This window comes from Spirosoma aerophilum, assembly GCF_054782495.1.
Genome location: NZ_BAAGSJ010000013.1, coordinates 1,378,281 through 1,396,366, shown reverse-complemented (window position 1 = coordinate 1,396,366; position 18,086 = coordinate 1,378,281). Strand labels below are relative to the sequence as shown.

Annotated in this window: 15 protein-coding genes; 11 read left to right on the top strand and 4 right to left on the bottom strand. The window is 50.3% G+C overall.

Features of this window, described 5'->3' with window-relative positions; genetic code table 11:
- Positions 1 to 12: 12 nt before the first annotated feature.
- Positions 13 to 864, top strand: coding sequence for a phosphatase PAP2 family protein (locus ACYVK4_RS17205; protein WP_461128756.1), 852 nt, complete (start codon positions 13 to 15; stop codon positions 862 to 864).
- 50 nt (positions 865 to 914) lie between these two features.
- The gene (gene metF, locus ACYVK4_RS17200; protein WP_461128755.1) at positions 915 to 1,874 is read left to right on the top strand and encodes a methylenetetrahydrofolate reductase [NAD(P)H]; all 960 of its coding nucleotides are present in this window, start codon (positions 915 to 917) and stop codon (positions 1,872 to 1,874) included.
- A 76-nt stretch (positions 1,875 to 1,950) separates the two neighbouring features.
- Here metF and ACYVK4_RS17195 read toward each other — a convergent pair whose 3' ends face one another.
- Both ACYVK4_RS17195 and rhaT read right to left on the bottom strand, forming a co-directional pair.
- Positions 1,951 to 2,628: an START domain-containing protein gene (locus ACYVK4_RS17195; RefSeq protein WP_461128754.1), complete on the bottom strand. Its 678-nt coding sequence runs from the start codon at positions 2,626 to 2,628 to the stop codon at positions 1,951 to 1,953.
- A 347-nt stretch (positions 2,629 to 2,975) separates the two neighbouring features.
- Positions 2,976 to 4,013 (bottom strand): L-rhamnose/proton symporter RhaT, encoded by a 1,038-nt coding sequence (gene rhaT / locus ACYVK4_RS17190; protein ID WP_461128753.1) that lies wholly within the window; start codon positions 4,011 to 4,013, stop codon positions 2,976 to 2,978.
- Positions 4,014 to 4,216: 203 nt separating this feature from the next.
- Here rhaT and ACYVK4_RS17185 point away from each other — a divergent pair, with 203 nt between their 5' ends.
- The 5 genes from ACYVK4_RS17185 to rhaM all read left to right on the top strand — a co-directional run bounded on the left by ACYVK4_RS17185 (position 4,217) and on the right by rhaM (position 10,789).
- Positions 4,217 to 6,322, top strand: a complete 2,106-nt coding sequence (locus ACYVK4_RS17185; protein WP_461128752.1) for a bifunctional aldolase/short-chain dehydrogenase — start codon at positions 4,217 to 4,219, stop codon at positions 6,320 to 6,322.
- A 105-nt stretch (positions 6,323 to 6,427) separates the two neighbouring features.
- Positions 6,428 to 7,702, top strand: coding sequence for a sugar isomerase (locus tag ACYVK4_RS17180; RefSeq protein WP_461128751.1), 1,275 nt, complete (start codon positions 6,428 to 6,430; stop codon positions 7,700 to 7,702).
- Between the two features lie 105 nt (positions 7,703 to 7,807).
- Positions 7,808 to 9,220, top strand: coding sequence for an FGGY-family carbohydrate kinase (locus ACYVK4_RS17175; protein ID WP_461128750.1), 1,413 nt, complete (start codon positions 7,808 to 7,810; stop codon positions 9,218 to 9,220).
- Positions 9,221 to 9,244: 24 nt separating this feature from the next.
- The gene (locus ACYVK4_RS17170; RefSeq protein WP_461128749.1) at positions 9,245 to 10,378 is read left to right on the top strand and encodes a glycoside hydrolase family 88/105 protein; all 1,134 of its coding nucleotides are present in this window, start codon (positions 9,245 to 9,247) and stop codon (positions 10,376 to 10,378) included.
- Positions 10,379 to 10,474: 96 nt separating this feature from the next.
- On the top strand, positions 10,475 to 10,789 hold the full coding sequence (gene rhaM / locus ACYVK4_RS17165; RefSeq protein WP_461128748.1) for an L-rhamnose mutarotase: 315 nt from the start codon (positions 10,475 to 10,477) through the stop codon (positions 10,787 to 10,789).
- 6 nt (positions 10,790 to 10,795) lie between these two features.
- Here the strand turns inward: rhaM and ACYVK4_RS17160 are convergent, their stop codons facing one another.
- On the bottom strand, positions 10,796 to 11,722 hold the full coding sequence (locus ACYVK4_RS17160; RefSeq protein ID WP_461128747.1) for a hypothetical protein: 927 nt from the start codon (positions 11,720 to 11,722) through the stop codon (positions 10,796 to 10,798).
- 273 nt (positions 11,723 to 11,995) lie between these two features.
- Between ACYVK4_RS17160 and ACYVK4_RS17155 the strand changes: the two genes are divergently transcribed.
- Positions 11,996 to 13,039 (top strand): sialidase family protein, encoded by a 1,044-nt coding sequence (locus tag ACYVK4_RS17155; RefSeq protein WP_461128746.1) that lies wholly within the window; start codon positions 11,996 to 11,998, stop codon positions 13,037 to 13,039.
- 6 nt (positions 13,040 to 13,045) lie between these two features.
- Here the strand turns inward: ACYVK4_RS17155 and ACYVK4_RS17150 are convergent, their stop codons facing one another.
- Positions 13,046 to 14,011, bottom strand: a complete 966-nt coding sequence (locus ACYVK4_RS17150; RefSeq protein ID WP_461128745.1) for a YihY/virulence factor BrkB family protein — start codon at positions 14,009 to 14,011, stop codon at positions 13,046 to 13,048.
- Positions 14,012 to 14,236: 225 nt separating this feature from the next.
- On the opposite strand from ACYVK4_RS17150, the gene ACYVK4_RS17145 reads away from it, so the two are divergent.
- From ACYVK4_RS17145 to ACYVK4_RS17135, 3 genes are read left to right on the top strand one after another with little or no spacing between them, the layout of a single operon-like run.
- Complete coding sequence (locus ACYVK4_RS17145; protein ID WP_461128744.1) at positions 14,237 to 14,776, top strand: (2Fe-2S)-binding protein; 540 nt, start codon at positions 14,237 to 14,239, stop codon at positions 14,774 to 14,776.
- Positions 14,773 to 15,789 carry an FAD binding domain-containing protein gene (locus tag ACYVK4_RS17140; protein ID WP_461128743.1) on the top strand — a complete coding sequence of 339 codons (1,017 nt, stop codon included), beginning with the start codon at positions 14,773 to 14,775 and terminating at the stop codon, positions 15,787 to 15,789. The genes ACYVK4_RS17145 and ACYVK4_RS17140 overlap by 4 nt, the downstream gene beginning before the upstream one ends.
- Positions 15,786 to 18,032: a xanthine dehydrogenase family protein molybdopterin-binding subunit gene (locus ACYVK4_RS17135; RefSeq protein ID WP_461128742.1), complete on the top strand. Its 2,247-nt coding sequence runs from the start codon at positions 15,786 to 15,788 to the stop codon at positions 18,030 to 18,032. The genes ACYVK4_RS17140 and ACYVK4_RS17135 overlap by 4 nt, the downstream gene beginning before the upstream one ends.
- The last annotated feature ends 54 nt before the right edge of the window (positions 18,033 to 18,086 follow it).

Here is an 18,086-nt window from a genome sequence, read left to right as displayed (position 1 = left end):
ATGAACAGGAGTATGGTATTCTTACAATTCACGCATAAAAAAAGTTGTTCCCTTATTTTCTCGTTCATCCTTTTTCAGTCCTCCTTCCTTGTTTCTTTTGGCCAATCGCCCTATGAATTAAAGACCGGTCGTGAACTGACCCTGCTGGGTGCAGGTGCGCTGGCCTATGGAACGTCGATTGCTCTTGGCACCACGGTTGATCCGTTGACGCCTACGGAAGTGTCCAGACTTAGCCGGGCCGATGTAAACAGCTTTGACCGTCAGGCCACCTATCACTGGTCTACCTCCGCCGACCGGCTGAGCGATGTGACGCTGGCCGGTAATGCTGCCCTGCTGGGGCTGGTTACGATTGGAGGGAAATCCATGCGGCAGGATGTTAAAACCGTGGCGGTCATGTTCATTGAAACGCTGGCCTTATCCAGCGGTATTGAACGAACGGTAAAAGCCATCACCCAGCGGCCCCGCCCGTTTGTCTACAATGAAATAGCCCCACTCGACGAAAAACTCACCCGTGATGCCAGTCAGTCGTTTTTCTCGGGTCATGCTACTATCAGCTTTGCTACGGCTGTTTTTACGGGTGAAGTGTTTGGTCACTATTTTCCGCATTCCCGCCTGAAGCCCTACGTTTGGATAGGGTCGCTTGGACTGGCAACGGCCACGTCGGCCCTCCGCTACGAAGCCGGCCTGCATTACCCGACAGACCTGATTACCGGCGCCTTGTATGGATCGCTGGTCGGCTGGGGGATTCCTAAGTTGCATCAGGTGAAAAACCAAACTGCGTTAGGCCGTCGGCTCGATGTGCAACCCTGGAGCAACGGCGCTGCCAATGGAATTTACATGCGGTTAGCCGTGTTTTCCCGTTAACTTTGACCCACTATTGCCTGGCTCCATTCTGGGGCTGCCTTTACTGACTGATGACTAAAATTACCGATCACATCAAGGCCGCTAACGGCAAACCCATTTTTTCGATTGAAGTAATCCCGCCTATCAAAGGCGACAATCTGAAAAGTCTGCTCGATAATATTGAGCCGCTTATGGAGTTCAAGCCGCCGTTCATTGATGTTACTTACCATCGCGAAGAATACATAGAGCGGCCTTTGCCCGACGGAACCATTCAGAAGATCGTGACCCGGAAACGGCCGGGAACTGTGGGGATCTGTGCGGCCATTATGCACCGCTTTGGTGTCGATGCGGTCCCTCATGTGCTCTGTGGCGGGTTTTCGCGCGAAGAAACCGAAGACTTTCTGATTGACCTGCATTACCTCGGTATCGACAATGCGCTGGTGCTCCGGGGCGACCCGGCCAAACCTTTTTCAACGTTTAAAGCGAAAGAAAACGGGTATATGTACGCCAGTGAGCTGGTAGAGCAGGTAGCCAACATGAATCGGGGTATCTACCTCCACGAAGAAGATACCGCCTTGGCACCCAGTAACTTCTGTATCGGTGTTGCGGCTTATCCCGAAAAACATTTTGAAGCTTCCGACCACGATACCGACTTTCAGTTCCTGAAGCAAAAGATCGACAAAGGGGCTGATTATATCGTAACGCAAATGTTCTTCGATAATAAGAAGTACCTTGATTTTGTCGATCGTTGTCGACAGGAGGGTATTACAGTGCCCATTATTCCCGGTCTCAAGCCACTAAGCACCCGCAAGCAGCTCCAGATATTACCGAAGTTATTCCATCTCGAAATGCCCGATGATTTAGTTCGGGCTGTTGAAGCCTGTGAGAATGACCAGCAGGCCCGGCAGGTGGGGGTGGAGTGGTGTATTCAGCAAGGTCGCGAACTCATTGCGGCCGGTGCTCCCGTCCTGCATTTTTACACCATGGGCAAGGCTGACAACGTGATGAAAATAGGACAGGAGTTATTCTAAAGAGTTTTTATGAACCGGAATACGGCGGAGTGGGCAACGTAAGCAGCCCGCTCCGCCGGATTTCGGTTTTTAGGGTTCAGGGTTTTAAAAAGCTAAACGTTTTTCCTTGATATTGAGGCTGTTTAAGGGTTTCCTCAATCATGGAGAAGGATTGATAAGGGCCAACAGCTACGGTTGCGTTCACTAACCATACGGGTAATTCGCCACCCGGATCTACCTGAAAAACATAATTGATCTTGAGTCGATGATTGTCCGTCTCCTGCACTGTCCATAACGAGTACCAACTCGGTACCCGGACCTTACCTTTCTTTTCGGGTAACATGCCGGGCACATTATCGGCATGTATATAAACGATTCGGGTATCTTTTTCCTGCTGGAGGGTCATGTGGAGCACCAGATCCCGGTTCTGAACGGGCCACGGCATGGACGTTTCATTGTAATAGTAAAATTCCCGGTCGCTTACCTTACGAACCAGATAGGAGTCTTTTACCCGGTACACAACCTCTTTATACCGATCAATATCAAATATAAAGGCTACAAGCTGATTAAGGGTACCCTTTATATCACACACAACTTTTACCTCTTTCAGTCTGGAGTTGTCTAAATGTCTTGAATAGACCTGAATTCCGTTTTTATCTTTCTCCAGCTTCCATTCGTCATTTTGTTTTTGGGCCGGATTACCCTGGCCATTTGCCGTGCGATGGAACGGCAGAAAAATCACTAAAAACAAAAAGAAGACGGCTTGTCTAAACATAGAGTTGACCCGAACGAAGTGATTCTTTAAAAAATGAGGATACTAACTTTCCAGAAAGTTAGTAAGTAATGTGAATAATGGCTAAATGCAGGTTAGCATTCGTTTAACTGAAGATCAGAATCCAGGCTAGATCTTTTTGATCTAATTGCTGTATAACGTGGGTGATAACTGCGTATAAGCTAGATTTTAAGTTAATCAACCCATTATTCATGTCAAGTATTAAGAGAAAGCGTTGAATTAACAGTTCTTGGTCTGCATCTGTCAAAAATGAGTTGAGGGGGTAAAAGGGTAGCCAATAAAACAGATGGCTACCCTTTTACCCCCTCAACTTAGATTCTTTCGTCCGATTATTCAGCCAGATAATTACCCACCCCGACGACTACGGTCGACAGAACAACCATAAGAATGCCCAGTGAGATGGTGCGCATGGTTGATTTGTTTGCGCCCCGCCATTCGTGCAGGTAGAGTCCCCAAAAACTGCTGAAGGCAATGATAAAAGCCATGTGAAGGGTCCAGCCCGAAAAGCGATACTCGCCCATTTTACTATCGCCCATGCCGTAAAAGAAAAACTGGAAGTACCAGCAGAACCCAGCCATAGCGCAGAAAATAATATTCGTAAGAATCGGCGTGCTAATGTTACTGTAATCCGTATACGTACGATTTTTGATATTCAAATAGATCGTCCAGATGGCGTTTGTGGTCAGGCCACCGAGCAGGATTATGACCAGCGCGGCATTGTTCATATACAGCGGATCCGTTCCGTTTTTGACCGCCAGGTCAGCAATGGGCTGCCCGGCCGTCAGTCCGAACGAAAAGCAGGCGCTCATGATCCCCGAAAAAACGGCAACCATCAGCCCCTTGCGAATGTCGAACTCGGCAATGACTGACTTTTTCTGCTCATCCGATAACGAGCGTTCCTTCATCATACCGGCGACCCCGCAAATGGAAATGCCCAGTACACAAATTGCCAGACCGAGCATAATAACCTGCCCGGACGTCGTGCTGACCAGTTGACCAAACTGACCCTGCCAGATAGGCGGCACCAACGTGCCAAAAACTGCACAGAGGCCCAGTGTAACAGCCATACCTAGTGAAAGGCCCAGATAGCGCATCGCCAGTCCAAACGTTAAACCGCCGAAGCCCCAAAGAACCCCCCATAAATAGGTCCAGAAAATGGTGTCGCTGGACGCTTGCTTTAGCACACCAAACAGGTTTGGAACAGTAAGGGACCCCAATATCAGGGGAGCTGCCAACCAGGAGAATAGGCCGCCAACCAGCCAATAACTTTCCCAGGCCCAGCCTCGAACTTTTTTGTAGGGTAGATAGAAACTGCCGGAGGCAAAGCCGCCCAGCGCATGAAAAATTACACCAAGGAATACAGCCACTTTTTCTTCGTTTTTTCAAATTTATCGTCTAAAGCTCCGTCAACTTACCTGCTCCCTCCTGTTTAATTTGGTAAATCCAGCGATTCGTAGATGACCCAATTTTTTAATAAGTCTAACAGGAGAGTACATGAAGCAGGAGAAAACAAAAAAAGCTTACTTTGTCTAAAACAAGATTGCAGATAGATACTACTTACTAAATTTCTATGAATACGACGCAAGCGTTCAACTACGTTAGCTACCTCTGGGATGATCAAAAGGCGGCAGAATTGGCAGGTGACGAAGTCGCTTTATTTATTTATCGCTCTAATCTGCTTGGAGCTGACCTGCGCCTGACGAACTATGCCGGTGGAAATACATCTGTTAAATTGCTGGAAACCAATCCACTTACGGGCGAACCGGTTGAAGTGATGTGGGTGAAAGGCTCAGGGGGCGACATTGGCACATTGACCAAAAAAGGCTGTGCTAACCTGTATGTTGATCGTCTGCATGCGTTAAAAAACCGATACCGGGGACTTGCCTTCGAAGATGAGATGGTTGGTCTTTTCGATCATTGCCTGTTCGATCCAAAATGTGCCGCTCCCTCCATTGATACGCCGTTGCATGGCTTATTGCCCTTCAAACATATTGATCACCTTCACCCTGATGCGCTGATTGCTATTGCCGCCAGCCGGGATGGTGAAGCCATTATGCATGAGATATGGGGAGATAAAATGGCCTGGCTCCCCTGGCAGCGCCCCGGTTTCGACCTGGGCCTGAAGCTTGAAGAAACCGTCAAGAATAATCCGAACCTGCGGGGTGTCATCCTCGGCGGACACGGTCTGTTTACTTGGGGCGATACGTCGTATGAGTCGTATATGAATACGCTCGAAGTGATTGAGCAGGCATCTGAATTCCTCAATAAAAACTACGGAACAAAAAGGCCCGTTTTTGGTGGTCCGGCCCGCGAAAATACGGATGCCGACGCCCGCAAGCAGCAAGCGGCTGCGCTGATGCCTACACTGCGTGGACTGGCGTCCGGACATCGCCGGATGATTGGGCATTTTACCGACGATGAGCGGGTGCTCGAGTTCGTCAACTCGAATGACTTGCCCCGTCTGGCTCGCCTGGGTACCAGCTGTCCGGATCACTTTCTGCGCACCAAAATTCGCCCGCTGGTTCTGGACCCGGCCCAGTTGTCCTCTGAAGAAAGTGGTGTCTATCTGGACAAGGCATTTGCCGATTACCGCGCGGATTACACGGCTTATTACGAGCGGTGTAAGCATGATAATAGTCCCGCCATTCGCGACCCGAATCCGGTTGTCATTCTGCTGCCGGGCGTGGGTATGTTCACCTTCGCCAAAGACAAACAAACGGCGCGGGTAGCTGCTGAATTTTATACCAACGCCATCAACGTAATGAAGGGCGCTGAAGCCATTTCAGACTACGTGGGTTTACCCGAGCAGGAAGCCTTTGATATCGAATACTGGCTGCTCGAAGAAGCAAAACTTCAACGGATGCCCAAGCCAAAACCGTTGTCCGGTAAAATTGCCCTCATTACGGGCAGCGCAGGAGGGATAGGTAAAGCCATTGCCAAAACATTTCTGGCCGAAGGAGCCGTTGTGGTGATCAACGACAACGACGCTGACCGGCTGGCAGGTGCCAAAGAAGAGTTTCAACAGCAATACGGTAAGGATGCCTATACGGCGGCATTGCTGGACGTAACCAGTTCAGAGACCATCGCTAACGCATTTAGTGCCGCTGCACTGGCCTTTGGTGGCGTTGATATTGTGGTCAACTGTGCCGGACTAAGTATCTCCAAGCCCATTGAAGAGCATACTGAAAAAGACTGGGATTTGCTGTACGACGTTCTGGTGAAAGGGCAGTTCCTGGTAACCCAACAGGCCGTAGAGATCATGCGGAAGCAGAAATTGGGGGGCGATGTCCTGAACATTGTCAGTAAAAATGCCCTGGTTTCGGGACCGAATAATGCCGGGTATGGATCGGCAAAAGCCGCCCAACTGCATCTGAGCCGACTGAACGCAGCTGAACTGGGGAAAGACCATATCCGGGTAAACGTTGTCAATCCCGATGCGGTAATTTCCGACTCGAAAATCTGGGCGGGTGCCTGGGCTGAGGGTCGCGCCAAAGCCTACGGCATTACGGTGCCTGAACTACCTGCTTACTACGCCAAGCGCACCTTGCTGAACGAGATTATTTTACCCGACGATATCGCCAATGCCTGTCTGGCGTTCACGAACGGTTTGCTGGCCAAATCAACCGGCAACGTCCTGAACGTGGATGGTGGCGTCGCCATGGCGTTCGTCCGGTAAATATTTAATGGATAATGGATTATGTAAAATGAATAATGGTTATCTCTCATTCATTATCCATTATTCATTTTACATTTTATACGATCCATTTTCGCTTAAACCCTCATGCAACTCGAACCTGAACATATCGCGGCTTATAACCAAACGTTACTGGAAGGCCATCAGCGTAAATTATCATACTGGACACAGGAGGTCGCCAAGGCCGAGCCGGTTATCCAAAAACTCATTGATTTTCAGATTGCTATTCCCAGTTGGGCGTTGGGAACGGGCGGTACCCGTTTCGGGCGCTTTCCGGGTGGGGGAGAGCCTCGCAGTCTGGAGGAGAAGATCGCCGATGTAGGACTGCTTCATGCCCTGAACCGTGCCAGTGGGGCTATTTCGCTGCACATTCCCTGGGATATCCCAACCGACCCTCAGGCAATCAAGCAACTGGCGGCTCAGCACGGATTGCGTTTCGATGCGGTTAACTCTAACACATTTCAGGATCAGCCCGATGCTGAACAGAGCTATAAATTTGGTTCGTTGCAGCATACTGACCCCGCCGTTCGCCAGCAGGCCATCGACCATAACATTGAGGTTATCCGGCATGGCGTTGCCCTGGGTTCCGATGCGTTGACCGTTTGGTTATCCGATGGCTCCTGCTTTCCCGGCCAGCTGAACTTCCGGAAGGCCTTTGACCGGACGCTCGCCAGCCTGGAAGAGATTTATGCCGCTTTGCCCGCTGACTGGAAGATGTTCGTGGAATACAAAGCCTTCGAGCCTAATTTCTATTCGATGACCGTTGGCGATTGGGGCAGCAGCTTCCTGTACGCCAACAAGCTCGGCCCCAAAGCGTACACGCTGGTTGATCTGGGTCACCACCTGCCCAATGCGAACATCGAGCAGATTGTGGCGATCCTGTTGCATCAGGGCAAATTGGGCGGCTTCCATTTCAACGATTCCAAGTACGGCGATGATGACCTGACGGCGGGTAGTATTAAACCCTATCAGTTATTCCTGATTTTCACCGAGCTGGTGGATGGTTTGGATGCCAAAGGAATGAACCACGCTAAAGACCTGGGTTGGATGATCGACGCCAGCCATAACGTAAAAGACCCGCTTGAAGACCTGCTTCAGTCGGTCGAAGCGATTCAGCTTGCCTATGCACAGGCCCTGCTGGTGGATCGTGAAGCGTTGGAAGAAGCCCGTGAAGCCAATGATGCTGTTCGGGCGCAGGAGATCCTGCAGGATGCGTTCCGTACCGATGTACGCCCCCTCGTGGCGGAAGCCCGTCGGCGGGCGGGGGCTTCCTTAAACCCCCTTGGTTTATACCGGCAACTGGATGTTCGTCAGAAGCTTATCGGCGAACGCGGTGCCAAAACCGTAGCGACAGGACTTTAAACTAAAGAGTGAAAGAGCGAAAGAGTGAAGTTGGACCGTTGGGGCTATTGCGAACCTACCCACTGAACCACTCTTTCGCTCTTTCATTCTTTCACTCTTTTTTCTATGATAACTCCCACGATTGCCATCTTCGATATCGGCAAGACTAACAAAAAACTGTTTCTCTTCGATGAACACTACCAGATCGTTTGGGAAAAGTCGGAGCAGTTCGTCGAAATTACGGACGAGGATGGTGAGTTATGTGAAGACCTGGAACGACTGACAAACTGGGTGTTGTCGTCTCTGGACGAAGTGATGCGCTTGCCTGACTTCTCGGTTAAAGCGGTTAATTTCTCGACGTATGGGGCGAGTATGGTGTTTGTTGATCAAACTCTGAAGCCCCTCAGTCATCTGTATAACTATCTGAAAATCTACCCGGAAGCGTTGTTAAGCCAGTTTTTTGCTACCTACGGTGCGGAATCATCCATTACCCGGGAAACGGCTTCGCCATCCCTGAGAAGTTTAAACTCTGGGCTTCAGCTATATCGCTTTAAGCATGAGCAGCCTGCTGTTTTTGCGAACCTCGCCTTTGCCCTCCATTTACCTCAATACGTAAGTTCGTTGATTAGTCAGTGGCCGGTTTCGGAACTGACCAGCATTGGTTGCCACACCATGCTTTGGGATTTCGATCGGCAGGGGTATCACACATGGGTGCTTGAGGAAAAGCTGGACACGCGGTTAGCGCCGATCGTTCCGTCTGATTCTGTCCGTCAGGTGACCATCAATGATACGACAGTTCAGGTTGGCGTGGGTCTGCACGATAGCTCAGCGGCTTTGATTCCCTATTTGGCGTCCTTCCATGAGCCGTTTGTGCTGATCTCAACCGGTACCTGGTGCGTCAGCATGAATCCATTTAACAGCAGTCCCCTCACCGCTGAAGAGTTACAATATGATTGCCTGAACTTCATGCATTACAGGGGCCAGCCGGTTAAAGCGTCGCGCCTGTTTGCTGGCTACGAACATGAGCAGCAGGTGAAGCGACTGGCAGACCATTTTCAGTTACCTGTCGATCAATACATCCAGGTAAAATACAACCCCGCGCTGATTGAGTCATTGCGGTTGAACGCGGTTCAGGTCACTACCGGCGACGATGCGAAAGGAAAGCAGTTACTGTCGATGCAGGGGTCATTGTTCGCTCAGCGTGCCCTGTCGGATTTCGCCAGCTATGATGAGGCCTATCATCAGCTGATACTCGACATTGTGGCTCAGCAACTGATTTCAACCAATCTGGTTCTGACTGATACGACGCCCAATCGGGCTGAGGTAAAACGGATTTTCGTGGATGGGGGCTTTGGTAAAAATCCCATTTATATGAGTCTCCTGGCCAGAGCTTTCCCAGATATTGAAGTCTATGCCGCATCTGTGGCCCAGGCGTCGGCCCTGGGGGCTGCATTGGCCATACACCAGCACTGGAATACCCATCCGCTACCCGGCGATTGTGTTGAACTAAAAAAATACACATCGTTGGTGATTGCCTGATCCGTCAAACTTACTGGAATGCGAATGACAACGAATAAGTTGGGTGGTACCCTTTGGCTTTTGCTTTTGGCAGGAACGCTAACCATACACGCACAGAAGCTCCCGCCTAAAAAGGAAATCTTGGCAAGTATGACGGTGGCAAATGCGTATTTTATGCAATCCTGGCCCGATCCCGGCAAAGAGATCGTGACGAATAAAACACGGCCCAGCAACATCTGGACACGGGCTGTCTACTATGAGGGCCTGATGGCGCTTTACGGTATTGATAAAAAGAAGCCGTATTATGATTATGCTGTTGATTGGGGTACCAAACATCAATGGTCTCTGCGGAGTGGCAGTAAAACGCGTAATGCCGATGACCAGTGCTGTGGCCAGACTTACATTGACCTGTATCGAATTGACCGCCAGCCTGATCGTATTCGAGATATAAAAGCGTCGATCGATGCGATGGTCGCCAGTGACAAAGTTGATGATTGGAGCTGGGTCGATGCGCTTCAGATGGCCATGCCGGTGTTTGCCCAACTGGGTGTTCTGGAGAAAGATCAGGCTTATTTCGAGAAGATGTACCAGATTTATCTGTACTCGAAGACCAAACATGGCGGCAATGGGCTATATAACCCGAAAGATGGTTTGTGGTGGCGTGATAAGGATTTTGTGCCACCGTACAAAGAACCGAACGGTAAAGATTGTTACTGGTCGCGGGGAAATGGCTGGGTGGTGGCGGCTCTGGTTCGGGTATTGGATATCATGCCCACCGATGCACCCCATCGGGCCGAGTATGAAAAAACGTACCTTGAGATGATGAAAGCCCTGCTGCCTTTGCAGCGCCCGGATGGCTACTGGAACGTGAGTCTGCACGATCCTACGCATTTCGGTGGAAAAGAACTCACCGGGACGGCTTTGTTCGTTTACGGTATAGCCTGGGGCATCAACCACGGCCTCCTGAGTAGTAAAACGTATAAACCCGTCATTGCGAAAGCCTGGAATGCGATGGCCACCGAGTCACTGCATTCAAACGGGTTTTTAGGCTATGTGCAGGGAACGGGTAAAGAACCTAAAGATGGTCAGCCGGTCACCTACGATAGTAAGCCGGATTTTGAGGATTATGGTTTGGGCTGTTTTCTGCTGGCCGGGACTGAGTTATATAAAATGAAATAAGCACACAGATTGTACGGATATATTAGGAATGAAACTGATTTTTCATTCCTAATATATCCGTACAATCTGTACAATCGGTGTTCCTCTTAACTGTATATGGAAGAAATAGCCTTTACCATGAAGCTGAAGCCCGGTGTTGAGGCTGAGTACCAACGCCGTCATGATGAGATCTGGCCGGAACTAACGGCAACGCTCATCGAAGCGGGCATTCGTGATTACTCCATCTACCTCGATCGGTCAACGGGTACTCTGTTTGCTGTTCAGAAACGTGTTCCCGGGCATACGGTGGATGCTTTGCCCGGCTTACCCATTATGAAGAAATGGTGGGCGTATATGGCCGATCTGATGGAAACGAACCCGGATAATTCACCGGTGACCAGTTCACTGGAGCGGGTGTTTCATCAGGATTGATTCGCTTTAGTTCAGATCGACAAGCCATTTCTGGGCAAAGGAGCGCGCTTCCATAACCGGCTCCTTTCCAAGTCGATATAAGAACTTCCATTCGGCGGGTTTGCGCTGGTATACTGGATTGGCAAACTCCTGTTTGTAGCCCATCGGCACGAGTCTAGCCTGAAAGTCGATCGTTTCCGTTAGGGTGATGAAGTCTTTTAACCGCTGTTTTAATAAAGGTTTGAAATCCGCATGGGCGTCGAAATCAGCTCGTTGACGGCGGTACTGGGCCAGTTTCTCCGGGTCGACTTCCTCGTCAACCGATTTGTTTAGTTCGCCGTTTGCCTGTTGCTTCAAATAGGCCAGGTATTGTTTTTTGCTCTCGGCAGGTGGCAGAGCGACTATTTTTTTCAGAGCGGCTATTTGCTGGGTCAGTCTGGCTTTCTCACTGCCCGTTTCAGAGGCCAGTTGTTGTTCCTGTTGGGCAATTTGTGACCGCATCGCCATCTGGAGCATTGTCGGGTCCATTTGAGCGAAAGCCTGATCCATGGCTGCCAGTTGCTGATTCATAGCTGCTTTAGTCGCCTGACCATCCCGGGCCTTTTGCGCTTGTTTCTCCTCGCTATAGGTATCGTCATAGGGATATCTATAGCGAACATCCTGTAGCCAGGCTTGCCTGAATGCCGACGATTCCACAAAAGTCCGCACCGAATGACCCAAAGCAGCTACCGTTGTGGCTCGCGAGGATTCCGGAACGCGTTTGGCAAGCTGACGCATCGACGCCGTTGGATTAAAGAAAAACCAGCGGGGTTCCTTTAAATTCAAAATTATGTCCTGCTGGAGCTTGGGTGCTTCGATATGAAGATCGGACATAATATCGCTGGTGCGGGCAGCCATCAGACCAAACCCGGCCATGACTAAAGTCAATGCAGACAGTTGTTTACCAGATTTCATATGGGTTAAAAGAGGAAGTGTGAAACGATAAATTGTGGTGTTTAAAATTTAGTTAGCCTTCACGGTCATGATCGCTTTATGAAAGTGGCTGCTTGTGCCCTGGCAGACTGATGGAACAAAGCTATACCGGGTGAGACGATTCACCCACCGGGAGATTAATCAACCGGAAAAAGATGCTCATGAAGTGAAAGAGGGGCCGGATAAACTGAAAACTACTAACCTGAAAGTGGGTGTTTTGTGAGTAATTTTTAGCGTGTACCGTATTTTACTGATATGAAGCCATCCGCCCTCTGCCTCACCGCGTTCCTTTTCGTTTATCTCCCGAATCTGCTGGCCCAGACAACTAATTCAGCCATTCAGAAAAGCGAATTCATTTATGAACAAGCTCCGTTCCCGGAGTGCCATGCGTCCACCATTGCTGAAACACCCAATGGATTGATGGCTGCCTGGTTTGGCGGAACCCGCGAGCGCCATCCCGACGTTGGAATTTGGGTAAGCCATCGAACCCCAACGGGTTGGACTGCACCCGTCGAGGTGGCAACGGGCGTGCAGCCGGATGGGAAACGGTTGCCTTGCTGGAACCCAGTTCTTTTTCAGGTACCGAAGGGTGAATTGATTCTGTTTTATAAAGTCGGTCCGAGTCCCTCAACCTGGTGGGGATTGTTAAAACGATCAAAAGATGGCGGCAAGTCCTGGTCGGAGGCCGAGCGATTGCCGGATGGAATTGTTGGACCGATCAAGAACAAGCCGGTCTTGCTGCCTTCGGGTGTTTTGTTGTGTCCTACCAGCTCAGAAGACCACAACTGGCGGGTACATTTCGAGCAAACCAGCGACTGGGGAAAAACCTGGCAGCGGACGGAGGCTATTAATGAGGGTGTTCAGGACGGAGCCATTCAGCCGAGTATTCTGTTCCATCCCGGCGGTCAATTGCAGGCCCTATGCCGGAGTCAGAAAAGCGGGTACATCGCCGAAACCTGGTCGAAAGATGGTGGTAAAACCTGGTCGCCTTTACAGAAAACGTCTCTGCCAAATCCAAATTCCGGTACCGACGCCGTTACGCTGAAAGATGGTCGGCAGATCCTGGTGTATAACCCCGTGCCACCCACACCGGGTAAGTTCGGCGGGCCGCGTACCCCCCTCGACGTAGCGATCTCCACTGATGGAAAAAGCTGGAAGACCCTGGCCGTTCTCGAAAACGAACCGGGCGAATACTCCTATCCGGCGGTTATTCAGTCTGCCGATGGCCTCGTGCATATAACTTATACCTGGAAGCGTCAGCGCATTAAACACGTCGTTTTAGACCTAAAGAAAGGGTAGGGGCATTTACTTTTTGCTTTCTGCCACCTTCTTTTCAATCGGTATGACAGCTACATCCCGTTCGCGCTCGGTTTGTTCAACATAAACGGCGTAATCGGCGGGCTCTATTTTGATACCGAAATGATTGGCGTAAGCTTGGGTAAATTCGGCGCCAAAATACAGGATGGCTGCGGTGTAATAAATCCAGGTCAGAATGACGATCAGTGACCCGGCGGCTCCGTAGGTTGAACTGGTGCTGGTTGTTTCTACATAAATACCGATCAGATAGCGCCCCAGCGTAAATAAAATTGCCGTAAACAAGGCACCCCCCCGAACATCTTTCCAGGAGATTTTCGCGTCGGGAAGCACCTTAAAAATAATGGCAAATAATACGCCTACTACCGATGTACTGATCAAAAAGTTAAAAGCGCTGATTAAATAGACACCAATACCCGGAATATAACGGGTCAGAAAATCGCTCATCGCCAGCACCAGCCCGTTGATAATAAGGGATACGAGCAACAGAAATCCCAGACTGACAACCAGTGACGAGGAGAGCAGCCGGTCTTTCAATAATTTTACCCAGCCACGCTTGGGTTTGGCTTTTACCCGCCAGATCAGGTTTACCGAATCCTGAATCTCCACGAAAATACTGGTCGCGCCAATGATCAGGGTGATAATGCCCACTGCCAGGGCAGTGTTTGTTTTCCCCGACAGACTAACACTTTTGATCATGTCCTGAATTTGTTTGGCAGCTTCGTTACCAACCAACCCATTGATCTGAGAAAATATTTGTCCCTGAATGGCATCCGGGCCCAGGAAGATACTTACGACCGAAATAATCAGAACTAACAGCGGTGCCAGTGAAAAAACCGTGTAATAAGCCAGAGCTGCGCTTAGTTTCAAACACCGGTCGGCCAGAAAACCACTGAAAGCATCTTTAATGACGATCCAAAAGTTTGAAAAGAACAGTTTGACGGTCTTGGCAGTCATAATCGTTACGTTGTTTATTGGCCTACAGCTACAGATTTCTCCAGGTGCTATTTGTACTATCTATATACGTAACGAATTAACCAGATAACGGTCCAGTTGTTAGCAATTGAGCTTCATATATCCCTTATTATATGAATGAAGACGCTTTTCCCATTCGGTTAGATTTTTAAAACAACCAGCCTGAATAGGTGTTCCGACTATATACATAGACTTACTCAAACTGTTATGAACACTGCTGTAGAATCGTACCCGCTGGAGAAGCGGCCACCTTCTCTGCCACCTGTCCAGTCGGTGAAGCTGATGGTAAATGGTAAAGAGACTGAGTTACAGATAGCTCCCTGGACAACCCTGCTCGATGCGTTGCGGGAGTACATGGACTTAACCGGCACCAAAAAGGGCTGTGATCATGGTCAGTGCGGAGCTTGTACTGTACTGGTTAACAACAAACGCATAAACTCCTGCCTGTCGCTGGCTATTATGCAGGAAGGTGCCGAAATCACCACGATCGAAGGAATCGCCAGTCGGGAAAATGCAGGTTCTGACCAGTTGCACCCCTTACAAAAGGCTTTTATTGAACATGATGCCTTTCAGTGTGGCTATTGCACTCCGGGGCAGATTTGTTCGGCAGTAGGGCTGATGAATGAAGGGAAAGCAAAAACAACAGCCGACATTCGGGAATTGATGAGCGGAAATATCTGCCGGTGTGGGGCTTACACAAATATTGTGGATGCGATTGAGGACGTCATGAACCAGAAAAACGCATGAACAGCTTCACCTACTTCCGAACCGATACGGTCGATACGGCTGTGCAGGAGCGGGCCTCCGAACGGACTGCCAAATTTATTGCGGGTGGCACAAACCTCATCGACCTGATGAAGGAGAATGTGGAACACCCATCACACCTGATCGATATAACACGCCTTCCGTTAGCCGATATTTCCGATACGGTAAATGGCGGTTTGCGGCTGGGTGCGCTGGCGAAAAATGCTGATACGGCTTATAATGAGCAGGTTATTGAGCGTTACCCGTTATTGTCGCAGGCTATTCTGGCTGGTGCCTCGCCCCAGTTGCGGAATATGGCCACCGATGGCGGTAATCTGCTGCAACGGACCCGTTGCTATTACTTTTATGATACCGCAACACCCTGTAACAAGCGCGAGCCGGGTTCCGGGTGTTCGGCCATTAACGGGTACAACCGGATTCATGCCATTTTGGGGGCCACTGATCGGAGCCACAACGGTGAACCGTCCTGCATTGCTACGCATCCCTCCGATATGTGCGTTGCCCTGGCGGCACTCGAAGCAGAGGTACAGGTGAAAGGGCCTAACGGCGAGCGAACCATTCGCTTTGCCGATTTTCATCGACTGCCCGGCGACCGTCCGGAACTTGACAATACACTTGAGCCCGACGAACTCATTACTTCCATTGATTTACCTGCCAAAGGATTTCCGGAATACCACGCCTATCTAAAACTCCGCGACCGGGCATCCTATGCCTTTGCCTTGGTTTCGGTAGCCGTTGGTCTGGAAATGGACGGCGACACGATCACGACAGCCCGCATTGCCCTTGGTGGCGTGGCCCACAAACCGTGGCGCAAACCCGAAGCCGAAACAGCACTTGTCGGTAAATCTGCCACGAAGGAGAACTTCCAGGCAGCTGCTGAGATCCTGCTGGCTGGTGCTCAGGGCTATGAACATAATGCATTTAAAATAGAACTGGCTAAGCGCGCCATTGTACGGGCGTTGGGACAGGCCGCTAAACTCGAACCAACCGAATGAGCGCACCACTAATCACCAAATCAATTGGACAGCCCATCAATCGGGTCGATGGCGTCGATAAAGTAACCGGCAAGGCTAAATATGCCGCTGAGTTCAACGTACCTGATTTAGCGTATGGTGTTGTCGTGTCCAGTGCTATTGCCAAAGGAAAAATTAAGCGAATCGACACGAGCGTTGCCCTGAGCCTCGACGGTGTCCTGGAGGTCTTTACGCATGAGAACCGGCCTAAATTAGCCTGGTTTGATATGAGCTATAAAGATCAGGATGCCCCGCCCGGTTCACCCTTTCGGCCCTTGCATAACGCAACAATCAAATTCAGTGGCCAGCCTATCGCACTGGTCGTAGCCGAAACGTTTGAAGTAGCCCGCTATGCGGCAACGTTGGTCGAGGTGGAGTATGACGAAGAAACACCCGTGACTGATCTGGAGGCCAATTCGCATCGGGCAAGGAAGCCGAAACATGGCGTGGCCGATCTGCTCAAACCACCACCGCCAAAACCAAGAGGTGACTTTGATAAAGTCTATGAAGAAGACCCAAACAAGATAGCGGGTCGATACGTACACTCGGCTGAACACCATAATCCGATGGAGATTTTTGCCACGACAGTCTCCTATGAGAAGAATGGCAAACTGACTATTTATGACAAAACGCAGGGCGTAACCAACAGTATTCTCTACGTTACGCAGATCTTCAACATTCCCTTCAAAGATGTTCGTGTGCTTTCACCCTATATGGGTGGAGGGTTCGGATCAGGTCTACGGCCTCAATATCAGTTGTTCATGGCTGTTTTGGCAGCTCGGGAATTGAAGCGATCGGTGCGGGTGTCGTTGACTCGCCAACAGATGTTTACGTTTGGTCATCGCCCGGCAACGGTGCAGAATGTTGCCCTGGGCTCGCTGCCGGACGGGACAATGAACGCGCTTTACCACGATGCCATGAGTGAAACATCTCAGTTTGAAGACTATACCGAAGTCGTCGTGAACTGGGGCGGACAGCTTTACCCACCTGTTAATGTTAAGCTGGACTATAAACTGGTGCCGCTCGATGTGTACACACCATTGGATATGCGCGCACCGGGTGGCGTAACGGGCATGTCGGCTCTGGAAATAGCCATGGACGAAATGGCCTATGATCTGGGTATGGATCCTTTGCAGTTTCGGCTTAAAAACTACACCGACCAGGATCATAACCTGAACATACCGTATTCCAGCAAAGAGTTGCGGGAGTGCTACCGTCAGGCCGCTGAACGATTCGGCTGGGGTAGCCGAAATCCGGAACCACGTTCCATGAAGAAAGACCATAACCTGATCGGGTGGGGGATGGCCACCGGTATGTGGGAGGCCAACCAGATGCCCGCCCGGGCAGAAGCCGTACTGATGGTCAATGGAAAACTGCGCGTGAGCAGTGCTACCGCCGATATTGGGACGGGAACGTACACGATCATGACGCAGGTAGCTGCCGACTGCCTGGGGATGCCGGTAAGCGATGTGATGTTTAAGTTGGGGGACACCGATATGCCGGTTGCGCCTATTTCAGGGGGCTCCTGGACGGCTGCAACGATTGGCTCGGCGGTGAAGGCGGCTTGTGAGGAAGTGGGAAAATCGCTCCTGAAACTGGCAAAAAAAATGCCTGACTCGCCATTCAAAGGGGCCAAGTGGGAGGATGTCACGTTTGCCAATAAGCAATTGCAGTTGAAGAACGACCCAATGGTGGCTATTCCACTGCAAACACTGGTGGATCAAAATGGAGGGAAAGCCGTTCGTGAAACGTCGGGTGCGTTGCCAAACATGCTGAAGCAGAAAAATTTCGCTCGGGCTACCCACTCCGCTGTGTTTGTGGAAGTGATGGTCGACGAAGATCTGGGAACGGTGAAGGTAACAAGGGCTGTAACTGCCGTGGCCGCCGGCCGAATCATCAACCCGAAAACTGCCCGAAGTCAAATATTAGGCGGTATGGTTTGGGGGCTCAGCAAAGCGCTGGAGGAAGAAAGTGTAATGGACCATAATTTCGGTCGGTTCATGAACCATAATCTGGCTGAGTATCATGTCGCCGTCAACGCCGATATTCATGACCTCGATGTTATTTTTGTTGAGGAACACGATGATATTGTCAATCCACTCGGTGTAAAAGGCCTGGGTGAAATAGGTATCGTGGGCATGCCAGCCGCTATCGCCAATGCTATTTTCCACGCCACGGGACGTCGGGTGCGGGATCTGCCAATCCGGTTGGATGCGTTGCTATAGGGATTCTTCCATCAGGTAACGTGTAAAAAAGAAAGGGTTGTCAAACGCCATATC